Genomic DNA, 19,392 nt, shown 5'->3' with positions numbered 1-19,392 from the left:
CTAGAACGCAAGGTAACGCTCTAGAAGGGACATCGAATGGAAGACCGCATCTACCCCGACGGCCTCACCCGCCGCCTCTTGGAGTCGCTCCAGGGCCACGTATCGCAGGAGATCGCCGCTTCGGCAGCGCCTACATCGGCGCTGCTGGACGGCACGGCTCGTCAGCGGCGTGACCGTCGCATTCTGGCCCGCGCCTTGAAGGGCGTTGTGTCGCAGTACGGCGTGACCCTGGCTCAGACCAAGCAGGAGGCCGAGGAGATGACTCACCCGGTCACCGCGGCGACGATTCCCGCCCCGGTGTTCGGCAAGGCCAAGCGTGTCGGGCGTAAGGCGCGTCGTGAGGCCGCTCGCGCCGCTGCTGGTTCCGGCATGGGCCGGGTGGCGTGATGAGTCTGACCGCCGCTGTCACCTTCGCCGTGGTTCTGCCTGGCCTGCTGGTGGCGCACGCCGTGGCTGATCACTGGGGGCAGACCAGTCACCAGGCCGCGACCAAGGGCCGTCCGGGGCGTGCGGGTCGTGTGGCGTGTGCTTCGCACGTCGCGGTCTACACCGCCGTCACCGCCGCCGTGGTCGCGCTGCTGTGGGCGGTGCTGGACCTGACCATCTCCCCCGCCGGATTCTTCACCGGTCAGGTGGTGTCGGCTGTGACGCACTACTGGGCTGACCGCTACACCACGCTGGCGAAGCTGGCCGCGCTGGTGGGCAAGGCCGAGTTCTACGCCCTGGGCGCACCCCGCGAGGTCATCGCGCTGACCGACACCGACGTCAAGGTCCGACTCTTCCACACGGACGCTGGCGGTGCGGAGGTGTCGTGGGACAACCCGAGCTTGGGCACCGGGGCGTACGCGCTGGACCAGTCCTGGCACTGGCTGTGGCTGCTGGTCGCAGCGCTGCTGACCGCCGTGGTGGCGTGATGGGCCGCCGCCAGTACCCGTGGGTCATGGCCGACGTGCCCTGGTCGGACGCCCAGCAGTTCACCCGCGGCACGCACCTGGGGTTGCCGCTGCTGTCCTGGGGCATCGCACCGCGGCATCTGCTGGCCACCCGCCGGCAGTTGCGGGCGATGAACCGCCGTCCCGGTGGTCACGGCCCGGTGGCGCTGCTCTACCTGCGCCACAACGCCTCCAAGCGCAAGGTCTTCGCCAACCTCTACCTGATCGCCGAGTCGGTGCCCTGCCTGCCGATGACCCCCGCCAAGTGGACCGCTCTGGCGAAGGCCAACCTCGCGCGCCGCATCTGCGGCACCTGCGGCAAGGACGTCGGCTACGTCGTCCCCACCTCCACCGGCCTGTGCTGGCCCTGCTTCGAGGCCGACGACGACACCACAAGCCTCGCCGCCTGAACCCCCTGCACCACAACGAGAAGTCCGTGAACCGAGAAGGGAACAGCCATGCGCATCCCCCACCCCGACGGCACCAAGCGCCCCTGCCCCACCTGCGGGCAGATGACCGTGCTCGTCGAAATCAGGTCCGCCCAGGGACTGCGTGTGCACTGCGGCACCTGGCAGGCCGCCTGCCACGTGCGGCAGGGCCGCCGCGCCGCCGCCTAGCTGTGCCCGGACCGGCGGCCAGTCCGCCACAGACACACCGCCGGTCCGGTTCTCACAACCCCAACGATCACCAGACCGAAGGAGCACACCCAGTGTCCAGCACGTCCAGTGCCGCGTTCAAGGCGGCCAAGTGGGTCGGCGGCAAGGCCGTCAGCGGCCTCACCCAGTCCCGCGCCTGCTGCCCCGCACCCACCGGCCGCGGCGGCAAGCCCTGCGGCAAGGCCCTGGCCACCGGCCGCATGGCCGACGGCCGCACCTGCGGCCGCAACCTCTGCCAAATCTGGCGCGACGCCTAACCCGCACGGCGGGCGGTGGGCACCTGGCCCCGCCGGTTCACGACCGGCCGCCCGCACTCCGCCACCCCGGCACACCAGACCAGACCACAGGAGCACCCGTGCAGTTCAAGAACAAGGCCGCCGAAATCGCCTTCCACGCCGACGCCCGCCACCTCCGCCAGCAGATCAACGACTACCGCGACATGGGCGAGCACTCCACCGCCGAGCAGCTCGTCAAGGAGTCCAAGCGACGCGGACGCGGAGCCGACGGCTACCCCCTCGACTACACCGGCCCCAAGGACCTCACCGACCCCCGCCGCCGCTGACACCGCCCCGGACCGGCGGGCAGTCCGCCACGACCCGCACACCGCCGGTCCGGGCTCTCACAACCCCGCACCACCACCTCACGAGCAGGAGCCCCGTCATGAGCGGCAGGCCCACGCCCCGCGACCGCAACACCATCACCGACACCACCGACCTCGCCGACGCCCTGATCGAGGCGTTCGTCAACGGCGACCCCGCCACCTCCCAGCACATCGTGGACACCCTCGGCGAGCGCGCCACCCGCACCGGACAGGCCCCGCGATGAGCACCCACCGCACCCGCCTGCGACTGCGCCACGGCGACCGCGTCCAGCACACCCGCCACGACCAGACCGGCACCGTCCACACCACCCCCGGCGCCACCCCCGAAGTCCGCTGGGACGGCACCTGCGTCGCAGACCAGCTCGACCTCGTCCGCGACCACCTCACCCGCACCCACTGACACACCGCACCACCCACCAACCCGGACCGGCGGCAGTCCGCCACCACCAACACCCCGCCGGTCCGGGTTCCTCGCCACCCCACACCCGACCCACCGGAGCCTTGCCATGCCCGAGAACGACCGCCCGCGCCCGCTGACCCTGACCGGTTCGCTGCTGGAACTGCTGCGCACCCAACCCGGCCCCGACGCCACACCCGAGCAGCGCGCCGCCTGGTTCGACCACAAGGCCAACGTCCTGGACGGCACCGCCACCGACCCCTGGACCACCGACAAGGCCGAGGCCGCCGAGCTGGCCGCACGCGCCCGCCGCACCGCCGCCGCCATCCGCGCCGAGCACAACGGTGGTGACCGGTGAACGCCTTCCTCGTCCTGGCAGTGGTCGTCGCGGGGCTGGTCCTAGGCGCGCTGTTGTGGAAGTTCCTGGCCACCGCCGCAGTGATCGCCGCCGTGCAGTGGGCGGTCACCACCCAGGCCGAGCACCCCGCCGCGCTCGCCCTGGCCTACGCCGTCCCGGCGTTGGCCGTGGCCTACCTGATCACCCGTCGCCGCGCACCGCGGCTTCCCCGTTCCCTGCGCACCGCTCACGCCTACCGAGGAGGTCTCCGGTGACCAGCGCCTACCCCAAGCAGCTCGACCGCCTGGCCCGTCAGGTCGCCGAGCTGGCCGAGCACGACGGCCGCATCCCCTCCCGCAACCAGGTCATGAAGAAGTTCAAGGTCGGTGGCCCCAAGGCCCGCGCCGCACTCGACGCAGTCAAGGCCGTCCGCTCCACCACCCCGAGCACCGGAACCACCCTGACCGTTCCCGAGGACACCCGGCCCCGGCTGCTGCACGCCGTGCCCACCCCCGACACCACACCCACCACCAGGCACGACACCGGGCACGACGTCACCACCGAGGACGTCCCGACTGCCGAGCACGCCACGCACGGCGCGCCCGATGCCGTACCCGTCGGTGCTGCCCCCGACGCGCACGAGGACACCGACACGACTGCGTCCGCGCAGCCCGCCGTGGTGCTCTCGTCGTCGCAGGTCAGCATCGCCGCAGACCTGGGCATCGGATCGGACACCACATCGGCCGCGGTTCAGGTGGCCAACCCGCCAGCGGATCGCAGCCCAGTAGTGACCGGTCGTGTCCGGCGGGCGTGGCTGGTGCTCACCGACCGCGACACCACCCCGGTGCGTCCGGTGCGGCGTGCCCGGCAGGTCCGATCCTGGCCGGTGCTGCTCATCGCCCTGGGCGCGTTCGTCGCGATCTGGGGCGGGTGGGTGGAGCTGGGCAAGCTCACCGGGTTCGGCGAGATCACCCCGCTCCCCGGCATCGCGGACGGCTGGACGATCGACTCCGCGATCACGCTCCCGCTGGGGGTGGAGGCGTACGCGGCGTTCGCTCTGCGGGTGTGGCTGTCCAGCACCACCCGCTCCCGCAAGGCGCGCTCGTTCGCGAAGTGGTCCGCACTCGGCGCACTGCTGCTCGGTGCGGGCGGGCAGATCGCCTACCACCTGATGAAGGCCGCCGGCATGGCCGTGGCCCCCTGGCAGATCACCACCGTCGTGTCCTGCCTGCCCGTCCTCGTCCTCGGACTCGGCGCGGCCCTGACCCACCTCATGCACGACGACGACACCGCCGAGGAGGCGCAGCGATGAGCACCACCACGACCGCGTCCGGAGCACCCGACCCCGACGACTCGACCAGCACGAGCAACGTCTTTCCCCTGCGCCCCACCAACTCGCCCGCCACCGAACCCGGCAACGAGATCGAGCCGTCCACGGTCATCCAGGGCGAGATCCTGACCGAGGAGGAGTCCGCCGAGCTGGACCGGCGGCGGATGCGTGCCGCCGTCACCGACCGCGTGGAGCGCAGTACCGCGGCCGTGGTGCGCGGCGTGGTCGTGGTGCGCACGGTCGCCACCCACGACCGCACCGTGCGGACCGGTAAGTGGGTGCTGCGCCACACGCTCTACCTGACCTCCGGGACGTCGGTGGTCGTGCGTCGGGTGTGGGACTCGCGCACCACCTCCCGCTACGAGCGGATGATGCGCGCCGCCGAGATCGCCGGTGACACCGACGCGGTCGCGGCGTGGGAGGAGCGTGCCGAGCGGTTCAAGGACGCCCGGCACCGCCGGGCGATGGACTGGCTCGACGCGCCGGTCAAGGTCGTGCGCGCCACGGCCGTGGGTGCCGCCGGGCTGACCGGTGCGCTGACCGGGATCGGGATCGTGCTGGCCGTGTCGCAGGGCGACGTCTCGGCGTTCCTGGACCCGTTCTCCGCGGTGCTGGCGTTCGTGCGCGGGGTGGTGTTCGTGGTTTCCGTGGTGTGGGGGCCACTGCTGCTGGCCGCCCCGTGGGTGGGCGCGGCCTACCTGTGGAACACCGGCCGTCGTGTCGGGGACGCCCCGGCGTGGCTGGTCAAGCCCGGCGCCGGTCGCGATGTCGGCGCGCCCGTCACCCCCTCCCGGGTGGTGACCGCGCTGCGGGACCTGGGTATCAAGGAGCTGCGCGACGCCATCAAGAAGATGGACGATTCGGGCGCGTCGCTGCTGGGTCCGATCGTCATCGCCGGGCGCGGTGTGGAGGTCGACGTCACCCTCCCGTCCGGGGTGAACACCGCCCAGGTGCAGGGCCGCCGGCGGGCGCTGGCGGAGAACCTGGACCGCCACGAGCACGAGCTGTTCATCAGCATCCCGCCCGCCGCACGGACGGTGCGGCTGTGGATCGCCGACTCCGGTGCGCTGGACGAGCCGATCGGCCCGTCGCCGCTGGTGGTGGACGAGACGCTGCGCGCGGACCTCTACACCGGACGCGCGCCGTGGGGTGAGGACCTGCGCGGTGACGCCGCGGCCATCGCGCTGCTGCAACGGCACCTGCTCATCACCGGTCTGTCCAACCAGGGCAAGACCGCCGCGCTGCGGGCGCTGGCGCTGTGGCTGGCACTCGACATCTCGGTGGAGTTCCGCATCGCCGACCTCAAGGGCATCGGCGACTGGCACATGTTCCACGGGCTCGCCTCGATCCTGATCGAGGGGCCGACCGACGAGCACGTCATCGCCGCCACGGAGATGCTGGAAGAGGGCGTGCGGGAGATGGAACGCCGTCTGGCCGCTGTGGACCCGGACACCCACAAGAACGGCGTCGACCGCGACCTCGCCCGCTCCGGGCAGGGCTTCCACCCGCTGTTCCTCGTCGTGGACGAGGCGCAGCAGGCGTTCATGTGCCCGGCCATCGGCGAGGACAAGCGGCCCTACGGCGGCTCCAAGAGCACGTCGCGGTACTTCATGGCCGCCCGCAAGCTGCACAACCAGGGACGCGCGGTCAACGTGATCCTCTGGCAGGGCACCCAGAACCCCACCGACCAGAACCTCCCGAAGCTGGTCCGCGAGGGCGCGCACATCCGCGCGTCCCTCGTGGTCGGCACCGAGTCCGAAGCCCGCATGGCGCTGGGAGACAAGGCCATCAACGGCGGCGCGGCACCGCACAAGCTGCGCCAGGGCATGGACAAGGGCACCCTCGTCGTCGCCGGTGACGGCGTCCCGCTGCCCTCCGGCCAGTCCTCCATCACCATCCGCACCCACTTCATCGACGGCGACGAGGCCACCACCATCGCCGAGCGCGCCAAGCAGCAGCGCGGCCGGCGCACCACCAACCAGGCAGCAGACCGCACCCCGCCGCGCGACCTGCTCGCCGACGTCGAGCAGGTCATGGGCGACGAGCCCAAGGTCCGCACCGAGATCGCCCGCCAGCGCCTGGCCGAGCTGCACCCCGCGACCTACGAGGGCATGTCCGCCACCGACTTCACCGAACGCCTCGCCGACCGCCACGTCGAGCCCTACAAGTCCAACGGCTACATGACCCTGCGACTCACCGACATCCGCCGCGCGATCACTGACAGTGACCACACGGGCGGAGGGTGAGCCGGGGAGGAACACGGGGAGGCGGACACGCCACGGGGAGGACTCCCCAACCGCCTCCCCAACCCGGCTCCCTGTCGTGAACAGCACGAACACCCACACAGGGAGCCAGGGAGCCTCACCGCTCCGACCTGCACAAACCCCGGAAAACAGCCTGCCGGACCAGAAGGGCACGCCTCCCTCCCTGGTCCTCGCACGCCCACAGTTGACTACTCAGAGTCACATCATGGAGGTGTTGTGTCCGTCATGCACATCGTCGGCAACACCCGAACCCTCGCCCACACCCTCGGACTCACCGACAACCCCCGCGCCCTGTGCGGGGTGCGCGTCGGCACCGGCGCGGCCCGCAACGCGCCCCTGTGCCCCACCTGCGTCACCCGCGCCGGATGGACCCACGACAAGCGCCAATGACCACCAGGAGCCCCGCCATGCCCGACGACGACCTCATCCACCTCGAAGTCAAACGCAGCCTGTGGGACGGCCACTCCACCACCGCGTGCGGACTGCGCGTGGACAAGCCCGAAGCGGTCTGGACCTGGCTCACCACCCGCACCTGGTGCCCCACCTGCAAGAGGGCCGACGACGCACGCAAGTAGCCGCACCCGCTCGCTCAACGACCACTAAGGACGCACACGACATGAGCCTGACGTTCACCGACATCTTCTGCGGCGCGGGCGGGTCCTCGATCGGCCTGACCGCCGCGGGGTTTGAGTTGAAGCTGGCCGCGAACCACTGGGACCGGGCGATCGAGACCCACGCGGCGAACTTCGCCGACGCAGAGCACCTGTGCGCCGACGTGTCCAACTACGACATGCGCCGCCTGCCCGCCACGGACGTGCTGTGGGCCTCGCCGATCTGCACCGAGATCAGCCCCGCCGGCGGGCGCAAGCGCCAGCGCGCCCAACTCGACCTGCTGGAGCAAGGACCGGTCGCGGGAGCCGGATTCGAGCGCACACGAGCGACGTTCCACGACGTCATCCGCGCCACCGAGGTCCACCGCTACCGCGCCGTCCTGGTGGAGAACGTCGTGGACGTGGCCACCGACTGGGAACTGTTCGACTGGTGGGTCAGCGGCATGAAGACCCTCGGCTACAACGTCCAGTTCGTGTCGGTGTCCTCCGCGCACGTCGGAGACGAGACCAACCCGCACGCACCCCAGTGGCGAGACAGGTTGTACATGGTCTTCACCCGCCACGGCGTGCCCCTGCCCGACGTCGCACCCCGCCCACCCGCGTGGTGCCCGGTGTGCGAAGCCGACGTGCGGGCGCGGCAGGTGTGGCGACGCGACCGCACCCGCCGCATCGGCAAGTACCGCCAGCAGTACGACTACCGCTGCCCCAACGCAACGTGCCGCCACACGGTCGTGGAGCCCTACGTCCTGCCCGCCGCCGCCGCGATCGACTGGACCGACCTCGGCGGCCTCATCGGCGAGAGGACCCGACCTCTGGCGACGTCGACCCTCAAGCGCATCCGGACCGGGCTGGCCATGTTCGGTCAGCAGCCCACGATGGTCACCGTCACCCACGGCGGAGACGACGGCCGCGCCTACCCCGCCTACCACGGCCCCCTGCCCACCCGCACCGTCAAGATCGGCGACGGACTGGCCTGCCCGCCCATGCTCGTGCCCTCCGGCGGCACCTGGCGCACCGACCCCACCACCGTCACCGTGCCCATGCCCGCCCGCACAACACGCGAGAACGACGCCGTGCTCTGCCCGCCGTTTGTCACCGTCCTGCGCAACCACGCCACCGCCACCGCCGTCACCGATCCGCTCTCCACGGTCTCCGCCGGCGGCAACCACCACGGGCTGACCGTCCCGCCCGGGCGCCACCACACCGCCCCGGCGCACGCCCTGGTCATCCCCTACCGCAAGGGCGCCACACCCCACCGCACCGACCGCCCGATCTCCACCCTCGCCACCCGCGAAGCCCACGGCCTGCTGCACACCGCCCTAGCCGTCGAGGACTGCCGCTACCGGATGCTGCGCCCCCGCGAACAACTCCGCGCCCAACGCTTCCCCGACACCTACCGCGTCACCGGCAACGTCGGCGAACAGACCATGCAGGCCGGAAACGCCGTCTCCGCCAACGTCGCCCAATGGCTCGGCACAGCCGTCGCCCGCGCCCTGGCCTGACCACCCGGACCGGCGGAGCAGTCCGCCACGACACACCCCCCGCCGGTCCGGGCTCTCGCAACCCCACGTCCGTCCTGCCACCTGGAGCCACCACATGAGCACCTTGGTTCAGCACGCCCTGGCCGCCGCCGCGCGCGGCTGGCACGTCTTCCCACTGCGTCCCGGCAGCAAGGTTCCCGCCCTGCACGGTGAGAAGTCCTGTCCCCGCACCGGTTCCTGCACCACTGGTCACGTCGGGTGGGAGCGTCGTGCCACCCGCGACCCCGACACCATCCGCCGCTGCTGGTCGACGGGCGCGTTCAACGTCGGCATCGCCACCGGCCCCTCCGGTCTGGTCGTGGTCGACCTGGACTTGCCGAAGTCACCTGCCGCCGTGGTCGGGCAGGACGGCTGTAGTCGAGCGGGGATCGAGTGGGGCCGCGACGTGCTGACCGACCTGTGCGTGCGCGGGAACCACGACCTCGCCGAGCTGTTCGGCACGCGCTCGGTCTCCACCGCCCGTGGCGGTGAGCACCTGTACTACCGCGCCCCGGCCGATGTGCAGCTGCGCAACACCGCGGCCACGCTCGGACCGATGGTCGACACCCGCGCGGCCGGCGGATACGTCGTCGCGCCCGGATCGTCCACCCCGGACGGGGCCTACGAAGTCACCGACGACCTCGACCCCGCCCCGTTGCCGGGCTGGTTGGTCCAGGCGCTCACGCCCAAGCCGCGTACGGCCGTCTCAGCGCCCGTTCTGCGCTCCTCCGCGCGGCTGGACGCCTACACCTCCGCCGCTGTGCGAGGTGAGCGGGACCGGGTCGCAGCGGCCCAACCAGGCACCCACGGCAAGACCTTGTTCATCGCCGCCGTCGCCCTGGGCCGCCACGTCGGGGACGGCCGTCTGTCCTCGACTACAGCAGAGGTCCAGTTGCACGCAGCCGCCGCCCACATGATCAGCGACCGCTGCGACTGCACCGACGCCAAGGTCCGCCGAACCATCACCGAAGGACTCCGCGCCGGAGCCACCACCACCCGGCCCTCCCAACCCGGCAGCCCCGGCGCACCGGCACCCGAGCTGTTCAGCACGCAGGGCGCGGCATGAGCAACCAGCAGAACACCACGGAGGCACGCGCATGATCCAGGACCCGACCGGCGGTGCCGCACTGCTGGACGACGTGCACGCCGCGCTGACCCGCTACGTCGTGCTGCCCACCGCCGAAGCCTCCGACGCCGTGGTCCTGTGGATCGCCGCCAGTCACGCACAACCGGCGTGGGCACACGCCCCGCGGCTGGTCATCCGGGGACCGGAGAAGCGGTGCGGGAAGTCCCGGCTGCTCGACGTCGTGGAAGCCACCTGCCACGACCCGTTCATCACCGTCAACTCCTCCCCCGCCGCCGTGTACCGCTCGATCAGCGACGACCCGCCCACGATGCTCGTGGACGAGGCCGACACCATCTTCGGCCCGAAGGCCGAGGGCAACGAGGACCTGCGCGGGCTGCTCAACGCCGGACACCAGCGCAACCGCCCCGCCAAGCGCTACGACGCCGCCAGCAACACCGTCGAATCCATCCCCACCTTCGCCATGGCCGCCCTCGCCGGAATCGGCGCCATGCCCGACACCATCGAAGACCGCGCCGTGGTCGTCCGGATGCGCCGCCGCGCCCCCGGCGAACAGGCCGCGCCCTACCGGCACCGCCGCGACCGCCCCGCCCTGCGCCAGCTCGCCGAACGACTCGCGCGCTGGCTGCGCACCGACCTCGACCGCCTGGAGAACGCCGAACCCGCCATGCCCGTGGAAGACCGCGCCGCCGACACCTGGGAACCCCTCATCGCCGTCGCCGACCACGCCGGCGGGCACTGGCCCGGCCGCGCCCGCGCCGCCGTCCTGGCCCTCACCGCCGAAGCCAACGACGACGGCGACGCCACCCCCGGCGTCCGACTCCTCACCGACTGCCGCGCCCTCTTCACCAACACCCCCACCCTGCCCACCGCACACCTGCTCGCCCGCCTCAACGCCGACCCGGAAGCGCCCTGGCGCACCCACGGACCCAACGGACTCACCGCCCACAAACTCGGCGCGATGTTGCGCGAATACCGCATCACCTCCACCAACATCCGATTTCCCGACGGCACCCAAGCCAAGGGCTACAACCGCGACACCTTCACCGACGCCTGGAACCGCTACTGCCCCCAACCCGACAACGACGACCCGCGCGAAAACCGATCCGAGCGACACGGTGTCGTGACGCCCTTCCCCACCGAGTACGCCGGAGGTGCCGCGTGACCGGAAACGCAACCGCATTCCAGGGTTCGGAAGACCTGCTGTTGTCCATCAAAGACGCGGCCAAGCGCCTCAACATCGGCCGAACCCTCATGTACGAACTCGTCGGCACCGGACAGGTCGAAACGGTGCACATCGGCCGACTGCACCGCGTCCCCGTTTCCGCGCTGATCCGCTACGTCGAACGACTCACCACCCAGCACACGAACAACCCGGAAGCCGCGTAGGAGGCAGCAGTGGGACGCAGGTCAAACGGGGAATCCACCATCTACCAGGGTGCGGACGGCTACTGGCACGGCCGCGTGACCGTGGGTGTGAAGGACAACGGCAAGCCCGACCGCCGTCACATGCAGGCCACGACACGGCCGGAGGTCGCCGAGAAGGTCCGCAAGCTCGAACAGGAGCGCGACGCGGGCAAGGTCCGCAAGACCGGCAAGGCGTGGACCGTGGAGAAGTGGCTACAGCACTGGTTGGACAACATCGTCGCCCCGCCAGTCCTCACGGAGAACGCGTACAACGCCTACGAAATCGCGGTGAGGGTTCACCTCATTCCCGGAGTTGGGGCGCACCGGTTGGACAAACTGGAGCCCGAACACCTCGAAAGGCTGTACCGCAAGATGATGCGCAACGGCTCAGCATCCGCGACCGCACACCAGGTGCACCGCACTGTCCGCGCCGCGCTGAACGTGGCCATGCAGCGGAAGCACATCACCGAGAATCCAGCCACGTTGGCACGTTCTCCGAAACTCGAAGAAACGGAGGTCGAGCCGTACTCCGTGGAAGATGTGAAGAAGCTCTTGGAAGCCGCGTTGAAGAAGCGGAACAGCGCGCGGTGGGCAATCGCACTCGCGCTCGGCTTGCGCCAGGGAGAAGCACTCGGTCTCCGCTGGGAAGACGTGGACCTTCAAGCGGGAACGCTCCAGGTCCGACGCAGCCGACTGCGTCCCCGGTGGAAGCACGGATGCGCCGACCCCTGCGGACGCAGGTTCGCCGGTCACTGCCCGCAACGAGCAGCGGCCCGCAAGGAGACCGCGGGCACGAAGTCGAAGGCGGGGAAGCGCGGAATCGGACTGCCGGACGAACTGGTCGCCCTGCTGCGCCTGCACGCAGGCGAGCAGGAACGGGAACGGGTCAAGGCCGCTCAGCTCTGGACGGACAGCGGCTACGTGTTCACCACGCCGACCGGAGCACTGCTCAACCCGCGCACGGACCACGTGGAGTGGAAGCGACTGCTGGAACGAGCTGGCGTACCGGACCGGCGACTGCACGACGCACGACACACGGCCGCGACGGTGCTGCTGCTGCTCGGTGTGGCCGAGCGGGCCGTCATGGGCACGATGGGGTGGTCCAACACGGCCATGGCCGCCAGGTACCAGCACATCACCTCCGCGATCCGGCGGGACGTCGCTCAGCGCGTCGGAGGGCTGCTCTGGAAGCCCGCCGACGTGGACGACGACGGTGACGACGAGGGGACGGCGGGGGTGCCCGTACCGGCCTAGTTCACACGACTGAGACGACGACTGAGACGAACGACGAGAGCCCCGGTCACCTCACGAGGTGACCGGGGCTCCGACCTGCGGAAGCGGAGGGATTTGAACCCCCGGACGGTTGCCCGTCTCCCGCTTTCAAGGCGGGTGCATTCGGCCGCTCTGCCACGCTTCCCGATACCGCCCAGAGCCTACCGGGCTACCCCTCGACCTCGCGCAGGTGCGTGATGACGCGGTCGAACACCTTCGCCAGCACCTCCTGCTCCTCGCGCGAGAGCAGGTCGACCAGGTGCGAGCGGACGCCGTCCACGTGGGTCGGGGCCGCCTGCTCCAGCTGGCGCGCGCCGCGTTCGGTGAGCTCGGCGAACACGCCGCGGCCGTCCTCTCCGCAGTTGCTGCGCTTGAGCAGGCCCGCCTTCTCCATCCTCGCCACCTGGTGCGAGACGCGGCTCTTCGAGGACGCCACCTCGCTCGCCAGCTGCGTCATCCTCATCCGCCCGCCCGGCTGTTCCGACAGCCGCACCATGACCTCGTAGTCCGCGAGCGAGACGCCGTTGCCGTCGACCAGCTCCTTGTGCAGCCGGTAGGACAGCATGGCGGCACCGGTCACGTAGCTCCGCCACGCGCGCATCTCACCGTCGTCGAGCCAGTGCGGCTCCTGGGCACCCGTCACGACCCCCAGGTTAGGCCCGGTTCATCTCCGTTAACCGACGATCCGCCCGGACGTCTGGTTTCTGAGACCTCGGCGGGGCAAACTCCTGCGCCGTGACCCGCCCGCGGAGCCGGGTGGCAGGCGAGGAGGAACTCCATGAGGTTGTCCACCCGGCGCACGTCGGTGCTGGCACTGACCGCAGCCGCCGCCGTCGCCGTGACGGTGAACGCCGGTCCCGCCGGTGCCGACCAGAGCGCGAAGCACCGGGGCGGCACGGTCGACGTGCGGCTCATCGGCATCAACGACCTGCACGGCAACGTCGAACCGCCGTCCGGCTCGTCCGGCCGCGTCACGCTGTCGAACGGCTCCACGGTCGACGCCGGTGGCGCCGCCTACAACGCCACGCACATCAAGGCACTCCGTGCGCAGGTGAAGAACTCGATCGTCGTCGGCCAGGGCGACCTGATCGGCGCGTCGCCGATCGTGTCGGCGCTGTTCCACGACGAGCCGACCGTCGAGTTCCTGAACGACGTGGGCATGGACGCCACGGCGGCGGGCAACCACGAGTTCGACGAGGGCTACCGCGAGCTGCTGCGGATGCAGCACGGCGGCTGCCACCCGACCGACGGCTGCCAGTTCGAGGAGACCTACGACGGCGCGGACTTCCCGTTCCTCGGCGCGAACGTGACGCTGGCGAAGAACGGCCTGCCCGCGCTCCCGCCCTTCTGGGTGGAGTTCCGCGGCGGCGTGCCGGTCGGCTTCATCGGGATGCCGTTGAAGGACGTGCCGCTGCTGGTCGACCCGAACGGGATCCAGGAGCTGAGGTTCGGCGACGAGATCACCGCGGCGGACGAGTACGCGAACCTGCTGGACGCGGCGGGCGTGAAGTCGATCGTGCTGCTCGTCCACCAGGGCGACAGCACCTCGGGCGGCGGCCCCAACGACTGCTCCACGGTCGCGGGCGGTCCCGGCGAGCTGATCGCCGAGAGGGTCAGCCCGAAGATCGACGCCGTGTTCAGCGGCCACAGCCACCAGCAGTACAACTGCACGGTCACCGACCCGGCCGGCAACCCGCGCCCGTTCATCGAGGGTCTGGCGTTCGGCCGCGAGCTGTCCGTGGTGGACCTGAAGATCGACCGCAGGACGCGCGAGGTGATCCGCTCCGCGACGCGGGCCGAGAACAAGGTCGTCACCCGCGACGTCGCGCCGGACCCGGAGGTCCAGGCGCTGATCGACGTGGCGAAGGCGAAGTCCGGCCCGATCGCGAACCGCCAGGTCGGCACGATCGCCAGGGACCTCCTGAAGGCGCAGACGCCCGCCGGTGACTCGGCGCTGGGCAACGCGATCGCCGACTCGCAGCTCGCGGCCACCGCGGGCAACGACGCCGTGATCGCGCTGATGAACCCCGGCGGCGTGCGGGCCGACCTCACCTTCGCCTCGTCCCCGAACGGCGAGGGCGACGGCGTCGTCACCTACGGCGAGGCGTTCACGGTCCAGCCCTTCGGCAACATCCTGCAGACGGTCACGCTGACCGGCGCGAACATCGAGGCGGCGCTGGAGCAGCAGTGGAAGGCCAACGCGGACGGGAGCGTCAAGCAGACGATCCTCCAGCCGTCGGCCGGGCTCGCCTACACGTGGTCGGCGAGCGCGCCGATCGGCTCCAAGGTCTCGGACGTCACGATCGGCGGGACCCCGATCGACCCGGCGGCGAGCTACCGCGTGACCATCAACAGCTTCCTCCAGGGCGGCGGTGACGGGTTCAGCGAGTTCACGAAGGGCACCGAGGTGACCGGCGGCGGCATCGACCTGGACGCGTTCATCGCGTTCCTGGGTGCCAACCCGGACCTCGTTCCCCCGGCGACGGGACGCATCACGACCACCCCGTGACGGACCGGTCGACGTGGAGGGCCGTCCCGCTCGGGGCGGCCCTCCCGTTTTTGTCGGTGGGGGTCAATACAGTCCGACGCATGGACGACAAGATCAACGAAGTGCCCGCCGACCTGCACTCCCACCAGGCCGGAGTGGCCCGCCCGCACCTCGGTTCCCGCCGTGCGCTCGTCGGTGGCCCGGCCGATCGCCGTCCCCGCAACCGCGCCGGGTCCCGCGGCCCGCGTCGCTGAGGCGCTCGTCGCGCACGCCCTCGCAGGTGGCCGCCGCGCACCGCGGCCGCGGCCCTGACACCATCCCTCCGGAGAACTCGTGCGGGACTGAGAGGCGTGACGTGGAACTGCGGGACCGGCTGAACGACCTGAACGTGGAACTGCCCGAGGGCCGGGTGGTCGAGCTGGCCGGTGAGGACGCGTTCTGGATCAGCACCGGTTCCGCGCCGACCGGGCTGTGGGCGGCGCTGCGCCTCGCGCACGCGACGTCGGGGTTGTGGCCGGTGCTGGTGCGCGAGGACCGCGCCTGGTGGGAGGGCAGCTCGCCCGAGTCCGTCGACTACGTCGACCAGTACGACCCGGACGACTTCATGGCCGAGACCTGGGACTACTGGGTCGAGAGCCACGCCGACGAGGGCTACGAGCTGCTGGCGCCGTTCGGCGAGCACTGCCCCGGCCTGACGGCGGCGGGCGAGGAGGAGCGCGACCCCGACTCGGTGGCCGACATGTACGCCGGGCTGCTGGAGGTCGAGGGGGTGCTGATCGCCCTCGTGCCGGTCGAGCGGAGCGCGGACGCGCTGGTGGCGATGGGCTGGGAGGGTGCGGCGACGCACGCCGACACCGTTCCCCTGACGGCGCTGCTGCGCTCGTGGGAGGAGCGGTTCGGGGCACGTCTGGTGCAGGCGGGGGCGACCTCGCTGAACCTGAGCGTCGGAGCGCCGCCGGTCGTCGACGAGCACGCGCTGCACGTGGCCGCCGAGCACTGGGTGTTCTGCCCGGACAACGTCGAGCAGAACGCGGGCACGCTCAGCGGCTACGGCGAGCGCATCCAGGAGAAGATCGCCTGGCCGTTCCGCTGGGCCTGATCCTCCCCGGTCAGCGGCTGATGGCGCGGACCGCGAGCCGGACGGCCCGGTGCCGGAGCTTCCGCGCCAGGGTGCTGCGCCCGCTGGTGATGTCCACGAACGCGCGCCAGCCGGGCCGGGTGCGCGACAGCAGGCCGTGGACGACGCCGGGACGCTTCTCGAACGCCCGCAGCAGCACGCGCCCGGCGCGCATCTCCGCGCCGAGGTCGCGGTCGACCTCCCGCGCGTACTCGGCGGTGTGCCGCTCCACGGGTCCGGAGCCGACGGCGGCGGACGCCGCGAACCGGCCCGCGAGCACGCCGGAGCGCAGGGCGAACGAGATCCCCTCGCGCGTCCACGGCTCCAGCAGCCCGGCCGCGTCTCCGGCGACGAGCACCCGGCCGCGCGCCAGCGGTGAGGACTCGGTGCGGCACCGGGTGAGGTGCCCGGAGCTGCGCAGCACCGGCAGGTCGGCCAGGTCGAGCCAGCGCACGAGGTCGTCCAGGTAGGCGCGGGTCGCGGCCCCGTCGCCCTTCGCCGAGATCACGCCGACGGTGAGCGCGTCGCCCTTGGGGAACACCCAGCCGTAGGAGCCGGGCAGCGGTCCCCAGTCCAGGTGCACGCGCCCGGCCCAGTCCTCCTCGCGCCCGGCGACGTCGAGTTCGACCTCCAGCCCGAGGTCGACCTGGTCGCACTCCACGCCGACGTGCGCGGCGAGCCTGCTCGCGCTGCCGTCCGCGCCCACCACGACCCTGGCCCGGACCGGACCGTCACCGGTCTGGAGCACCACCTCGTCGGCGTCCTGCTCGACCTCGCGCACGAGGGTGCGCTCCCGGACGACGACGCCGCGCGCGCGAGCGGTGTCCACGAGGGCGGCGTCGAACTCGTCGCGGTAGACCAGCTTCAGCACCGGCTCGGAGTGGCTCCTGCTGCGGAACCGCTGGCCCGCGTGCGTCGAGCTGATCGAGGTGATGTCCGCGCGGACCTTCAGCGCGAGGTCGTCGGGCAGCGCGCCGAGGGACGGGCCGATCAGACCGCCGCCGCACGTCTTGTAGCGGGGCAGTTCGGCTCGCTCCAGCAGCAGGGTCCGCGCGCCGTTCTCCGCGGCCGACCGCGCCGCCGACGCCCCAGCGGGTCCGGCACCGACAACGACCACGTCCCACACGTCCTCGCTCACGCGGGGAGGATAGGGGCACCGCGTCAGCGGTCGGCGAGCCCTCCCGCGAACGGAGCACCGCGCCAGGCCTCCACCGCCGGCGCCAGGTCCTCGGCCAGCGACGGCAGGTGGTCCACCAGGGCGAGCGCCGCCACGACCTGGATCTGCCGTGCCGCCCCCATCACGGCCAGCACGCGCTCGTCGAGCGGTCGCAGCCCGAGTTCCGCCGCGGTGGCGTCGTAGATCGCCAGGCCCTCCTCGCCGAGGAGCGCGAGGTCGCACTCGACGGGGCCGAGCGCGACGCACTCGAAGTCCGACCACAGCTCGCCGTCGGCGGTGACGATGACGTTGTAGAACGGCGCGTCCCCGTGCACGGGCTGCACGTCGACGCCGGGGAAGGCCGCGGCGAAGCCCTCGCGGCTGCGCACGACGGGTTCGAGCACCGCCCACTCGCGCCGGGCGCGGTCGAGGTCCGCGGGCGCGAGCAGGTCGGGCCGATCGGCGAGCGCGGTGAAGGACTCCGCGATCGAGTCGTCCAGGAACCCCAGGAACGGCAGCTCGCCGGGGAAGTCGCGCAGCGCGGCGTGCAGGCGCGCGGTGCTGGCGGTGTTGCGGAAGAAGTCGGGCTCCGCGGCCGGGTCCTGCTCCACGAACTGCCAGAGGGTCATCGAGAACCCGTCGTGCGACACGGGTTCGCGCGGCACGAGCGGGCTGGGCGGGACGACGGGGTGGCCCTGGTCGGCGAGCCACCCGGCGACGGCCAGCTCGTCGCGCTGCCGCGCGGCCAGCCCGGCCGACGTGGAGGTCAGGACGGTCGGCACGCGCGCCACGACCGGTGAGGGTGCCAGGTGGACGACGACGGAGAACACGTCGTGCAGCACGCGCGGTTCGCCGACGGTCAGGCCGAGCGCGCGTCCGGCCTCCACGGCGGCGTTCGTGGCGCGGGCGGTGCGGGCGGCGAGATCGAGAGCGGACACGCGGTCATCGTGGCACGCCGTCCGCCCGGCCACCTCCGGCTTTTTCGCTACCGCTGCCTGCGCAGCGAGAGCTGGCCGAACCCGCCGATCACGCCGAAGACGGCCACGCCGGTGAGGGCGATGCCGATCGTGGCCAGGTAGGCGATCCACAGCGGACCGGGGTCGACGGCGGCCAGGAGGACGCCGAACACCACGCAGCCGAGGAAGTACGAGCAGAGGACCAGGACCCAGCGCCGGCGCGACCAGCGTTGCGGAGCAGTCATGTCCCGCACACTTCCCCCGTAACGCGAAGATCAAACAACGCGCCGGTCAGGAGCGGTGGGGGGAACTTCCACCGCGCGTCGGCGGGAAGGGCGAGCACCGGCCCGGCGGGGTTCTCGGAGTTCAGCGCGGCCACCGTCCACACCGGAATCCCGGAAGTCCGCCCGCTGGTGGGTGGGCTCGACGGGCACGTGCGGCGCTCGACCGCGGCGGCGGGCCGGGAGGCCGCCGTGCGGGAGCGGGTGAACACGCCGTGGTCGCCGCCTTCGCGCGAGCGGGTCACCAGATCGCGTCGACCTGGTCCGATCCGCTCGCGCACCGCGGGCGACCCGCCCCAGGGCCGCCCGCGGTGCGCGAGGTCAGATCAGGCGCGCTTCCTGCGGGCGAACAGCACGGCGGCCGCACCCGCGAGAACCGTCGCGAGTCCGCCGAGGAGCAGCACCACCGGGTTGACGCCGGTCTTGGCCAGCTCGGGGGTGCGCTGGGCGTGCGCCGGCGGGACGCGGTGCGAGCCGCCGACGTGCACGACGTGCTTCGTGCTGGTGGACACCGTGCTCGTGCGCGGCGCGGAGGTGCTGGTGTGCGGGGTGCTGGTGGCGACGGTGGTGGTCGTCACCGGCGGCGTGGTGCCGGGGGTGCTCGTGCTCGGCGTCGACGTGTGAGGCGTCGACGTGTGGGGCGTCGACGTGGTCGGCGGCAGGGTGGGCACGGTGGTCGTCGGCGGGTTCTCGCACTCGTTCTCGGTGCCCTCCTCGCACGGGCAGTCGGGCGTGGAGGTGGCGGAGACGGGGATGTTGGCCATCCAGTGCTCGTTCCAGGCAGCCTGCTCCTGCGGCGTGCAGACGGTGCCGCGCTCGTCGCACCTGATCACGGGGGACGGTGCCGCCGAGTCCGGGCTCGCCAGGGCGAGGCCGGAGCCGGAGACGACCACACCGCTCGCGACGACGGCGGTCTGAAGGGCTCTGCGCACGGAGATGTGCATTGCTGGGCTCTCTCTCGATTCGTGTGGATCGGGGTCTCA

General features: G+C 71.7%; 29 protein-coding genes and 1 tRNA gene. 24 read left to right on the top strand and 6 right to left on the bottom strand.

Features of this window, described 5'->3' with window-relative positions:
• Nucleotides 1-36 precede the first annotated feature (36 nt).
• The 19 genes from IMZ35_RS10345 (at nt 37) to IMZ35_RS10255 (ending at nt 12,393) form a co-directional block, all read left to right on the top strand.
• A complete protein-coding gene (locus IMZ35_RS10345; protein ID WP_199440756.1) occupies nt 37-387 on the top strand; it encodes a hypothetical protein in 351 nt (116 codons plus the stop codon).
• Entirely contained in the window at nt 387-914 is a 528-nt protein-coding gene (locus IMZ35_RS10340; protein ID WP_199440755.1) for a DUF3307 domain-containing protein, read from the top strand. The genes IMZ35_RS10345 and IMZ35_RS10340 overlap by 1 nt, the downstream gene beginning before the upstream one ends.
• A complete protein-coding gene (locus IMZ35_RS10335; RefSeq protein WP_199440754.1) occupies nt 914-1,342 on the top strand; it encodes an RRQRL motif-containing zinc-binding protein in 429 nt (142 codons plus the stop codon). The genes IMZ35_RS10340 and IMZ35_RS10335 overlap by 1 nt, the downstream gene beginning before the upstream one ends.
• A 48-nt stretch (nt 1,343-1,390) precedes the next feature.
• Nucleotides 1,391-1,549, top strand: a complete 159-nt coding sequence (locus IMZ35_RS10330) for a hypothetical protein (RefSeq protein ID WP_199440753.1) — start codon at nt 1,391-1,393, stop codon at nt 1,547-1,549.
• 92 nt (nt 1,550-1,641) lie between these two features.
• The gene (locus IMZ35_RS10325) at nt 1,642-1,845 is read left to right on the top strand and encodes a hypothetical protein (protein ID WP_199440752.1); all 204 of its coding nucleotides are present in this window, start codon (nt 1,642-1,644) and stop codon (nt 1,843-1,845) included.
• A gap of 98 nt (nt 1,846-1,943) precedes the next feature.
• Nucleotides 1,944-2,150 (top strand): hypothetical protein, encoded by a 207-nt coding sequence (locus IMZ35_RS10320; RefSeq protein ID WP_199440751.1) that lies wholly within the window; start codon nt 1,944-1,946, stop codon nt 2,148-2,150.
• A gap of 98 nt (nt 2,151-2,248) precedes the next feature.
• A complete protein-coding gene (locus tag IMZ35_RS10315; RefSeq protein ID WP_199440750.1) occupies nt 2,249-2,413 on the top strand; it encodes a hypothetical protein in 165 nt (54 codons plus the stop codon).
• Nucleotides 2,410-2,589, top strand: coding sequence for a hypothetical protein (locus IMZ35_RS10310; RefSeq protein ID WP_199440749.1), 180 nt, complete (start codon nt 2,410-2,412; stop codon nt 2,587-2,589). The genes IMZ35_RS10315 and IMZ35_RS10310 overlap by 4 nt, the downstream gene beginning before the upstream one ends.
• A gap of 106 nt (nt 2,590-2,695) precedes the next feature.
• Complete coding sequence (locus tag IMZ35_RS10305) at nt 2,696-2,944, top strand: hypothetical protein (protein WP_199440748.1); 249 nt, start codon at nt 2,696-2,698, stop codon at nt 2,942-2,944.
• Nucleotides 2,941-3,198 (top strand): hypothetical protein, encoded by a 258-nt coding sequence (locus IMZ35_RS10300; protein WP_199440747.1) that lies wholly within the window; start codon nt 2,941-2,943, stop codon nt 3,196-3,198. Before IMZ35_RS10305 ends, IMZ35_RS10300 begins: the two co-directional genes overlap by 4 nt.
• The gene (locus IMZ35_RS10295; RefSeq protein ID WP_199440746.1) at nt 3,195-4,235 is read left to right on the top strand and encodes an ABC transporter permease; all 1,041 of its coding nucleotides are present in this window, start codon (nt 3,195-3,197) and stop codon (nt 4,233-4,235) included. The genes IMZ35_RS10300 and IMZ35_RS10295 overlap by 4 nt, the downstream gene beginning before the upstream one ends.
• The gene (locus IMZ35_RS10290; protein WP_199440745.1) at nt 4,232-6,499 is read left to right on the top strand and encodes an ATP-binding protein; all 2,268 of its coding nucleotides are present in this window, start codon (nt 4,232-4,234) and stop codon (nt 6,497-6,499) included. Before IMZ35_RS10295 ends, IMZ35_RS10290 begins: the two co-directional genes overlap by 4 nt.
• Before the next feature lie 234 nt (nt 6,500-6,733).
• Nucleotides 6,734-6,907 carry a hypothetical protein gene (locus tag IMZ35_RS10285; RefSeq protein WP_199441055.1) on the top strand — a complete coding sequence of 58 codons (174 nt, stop codon included), beginning with the start codon at nt 6,734-6,736 and terminating at the stop codon, nt 6,905-6,907.
• The gene (locus IMZ35_RS10280; RefSeq protein WP_199440744.1) at nt 6,904-7,092 is read left to right on the top strand and encodes a hypothetical protein; all 189 of its coding nucleotides are present in this window, start codon (nt 6,904-6,906) and stop codon (nt 7,090-7,092) included. Before IMZ35_RS10285 ends, IMZ35_RS10280 begins: the two co-directional genes overlap by 4 nt.
• 41 nt (nt 7,093-7,133) lie before the next feature.
• Entirely contained in the window at nt 7,134-8,630 is a 1,497-nt protein-coding gene (locus IMZ35_RS10275; protein ID WP_199440743.1) for a DNA cytosine methyltransferase, read from the top strand.
• Nucleotides 8,631-8,724: 94 nt separating this feature from the next.
• On the top strand, nt 8,725-9,714 hold the full coding sequence (locus IMZ35_RS10270) for a bifunctional DNA primase/polymerase (protein ID WP_199440742.1): 990 nt from the start codon (nt 8,725-8,727) through the stop codon (nt 9,712-9,714).
• A gap of 31 nt (nt 9,715-9,745) precedes the next feature.
• Nucleotides 9,746-10,897: a DUF3631 domain-containing protein gene (locus tag IMZ35_RS10265; protein WP_199440741.1), complete on the top strand. Its 1,152-nt coding sequence runs from the start codon at nt 9,746-9,748 to the stop codon at nt 10,895-10,897.
• Entirely contained in the window at nt 10,894-11,121 is a 228-nt protein-coding gene (locus IMZ35_RS10260; protein WP_199440740.1) for a helix-turn-helix domain-containing protein, read from the top strand. Before IMZ35_RS10265 ends, IMZ35_RS10260 begins: the two co-directional genes overlap by 4 nt.
• Nucleotides 11,122-11,130: 9 nt before the next feature.
• The gene (locus IMZ35_RS10255) at nt 11,131-12,393 is read left to right on the top strand and encodes a tyrosine-type recombinase/integrase (protein WP_199440739.1); all 1,263 of its coding nucleotides are present in this window, start codon (nt 11,131-11,133) and stop codon (nt 12,391-12,393) included.
• Nucleotides 12,394-12,471: 78 nt separating this feature from the next.
• Here the strand turns inward: IMZ35_RS10255 and IMZ35_RS10250 are convergent.
• Both IMZ35_RS10250 and IMZ35_RS10245 read right to left on the bottom strand, forming a co-directional pair.
• Nucleotides 12,472-12,556, bottom strand: a tRNA-Ser gene (locus IMZ35_RS10250).
• 24 nt (nt 12,557-12,580) lie between these two features.
• Nucleotides 12,581-13,012, bottom strand: coding sequence for a MarR family winged helix-turn-helix transcriptional regulator (locus IMZ35_RS10245; RefSeq protein ID WP_199441012.1), 432 nt, complete (start codon nt 13,010-13,012; stop codon nt 12,581-12,583).
• A gap of 177 nt (nt 13,013-13,189) precedes the next feature.
• Here IMZ35_RS10245 and IMZ35_RS10240 point away from each other — a divergent pair, with 177 nt between their 5' ends.
• The 3 genes from IMZ35_RS10240 (at nt 13,190) to IMZ35_RS10230 (ending at nt 15,998) form a co-directional block, all read left to right on the top strand.
• The gene (locus tag IMZ35_RS10240) at nt 13,190-14,920 is read left to right on the top strand and encodes a bifunctional metallophosphatase/5'-nucleotidase (protein ID WP_199440738.1); all 1,731 of its coding nucleotides are present in this window, start codon (nt 13,190-13,192) and stop codon (nt 14,918-14,920) included.
• 80 nt (nt 14,921-15,000) lie between these two features.
• A complete protein-coding gene (locus tag IMZ35_RS10235; RefSeq protein ID WP_199440737.1) occupies nt 15,001-15,153 on the top strand; it encodes a hypothetical protein in 153 nt (50 codons plus the stop codon).
• Between the two features lie 101 nt (nt 15,154-15,254).
• A complete protein-coding gene (locus IMZ35_RS10230; RefSeq protein ID WP_199440736.1) occupies nt 15,255-15,998 on the top strand; it encodes a DUF4253 domain-containing protein in 744 nt (247 codons plus the stop codon).
• Between the two features lie 10 nt (nt 15,999-16,008).
• Here the strand turns inward: IMZ35_RS10230 and IMZ35_RS10225 are convergent, their stop codons facing one another.
• From IMZ35_RS10225 to IMZ35_RS31705, 4 genes are all read right to left on the bottom strand, one after another.
• Nucleotides 16,009-17,154 (bottom strand): geranylgeranyl reductase family protein, encoded by a 1,146-nt coding sequence (locus IMZ35_RS10225; protein ID WP_199440735.1) that lies wholly within the window; start codon nt 17,152-17,154, stop codon nt 16,009-16,011.
• A gap of 23 nt (nt 17,155-17,177) precedes the next feature.
• On the bottom strand, nt 17,178-18,110 hold the full coding sequence (locus IMZ35_RS10220; protein WP_199440734.1) for a phosphotransferase: 933 nt from the start codon (nt 18,108-18,110) through the stop codon (nt 17,178-17,180).
• A 47-nt stretch (nt 18,111-18,157) separates the two neighbouring features.
• Nucleotides 18,158-18,373: a hypothetical protein gene (locus IMZ35_RS10215; RefSeq protein WP_199440733.1), complete on the bottom strand. Its 216-nt coding sequence runs from the start codon at nt 18,371-18,373 to the stop codon at nt 18,158-18,160.
• 362 nt (nt 18,374-18,735) lie between these two features.
• Nucleotides 18,736-18,921, bottom strand: coding sequence for an LPXTG cell wall anchor domain-containing protein (locus IMZ35_RS31705; RefSeq protein ID WP_199440732.1), 186 nt, complete (start codon nt 18,919-18,921; stop codon nt 18,736-18,738).
• Between IMZ35_RS31705 and IMZ35_RS31355 the strand changes: the two genes are divergently transcribed.
• Both IMZ35_RS31355 and IMZ35_RS10205 read left to right on the top strand, forming a co-directional pair.
• Nucleotides 18,908-19,033 (top strand): hypothetical protein, encoded by a 126-nt coding sequence (locus IMZ35_RS31355; protein ID WP_267877090.1) that lies wholly within the window; start codon nt 18,908-18,910, stop codon nt 19,031-19,033. The two genes, IMZ35_RS31705 and IMZ35_RS31355, sit on opposite strands and share 14 nt — an antisense overlap.
• Nucleotides 19,034-19,042: 9 nt before the next feature.
• Nucleotides 19,043-19,327, top strand: a complete 285-nt coding sequence (locus IMZ35_RS10205; protein ID WP_199440731.1) for a hypothetical protein — start codon at nt 19,043-19,045, stop codon at nt 19,325-19,327.
• Nucleotides 19,328-19,392 lie beyond the last annotated feature (65 nt).

The organism is Umezawaea beigongshangensis, from assembly GCF_016464305.1.
GTDB lineage: Bacteria > Actinomycetota > Actinomycetes > Mycobacteriales > Pseudonocardiaceae > Umezawaea_A > Umezawaea_A beigongshangensis.
This window is presented reverse-complemented; position numbering and strand designations above follow the sequence as displayed.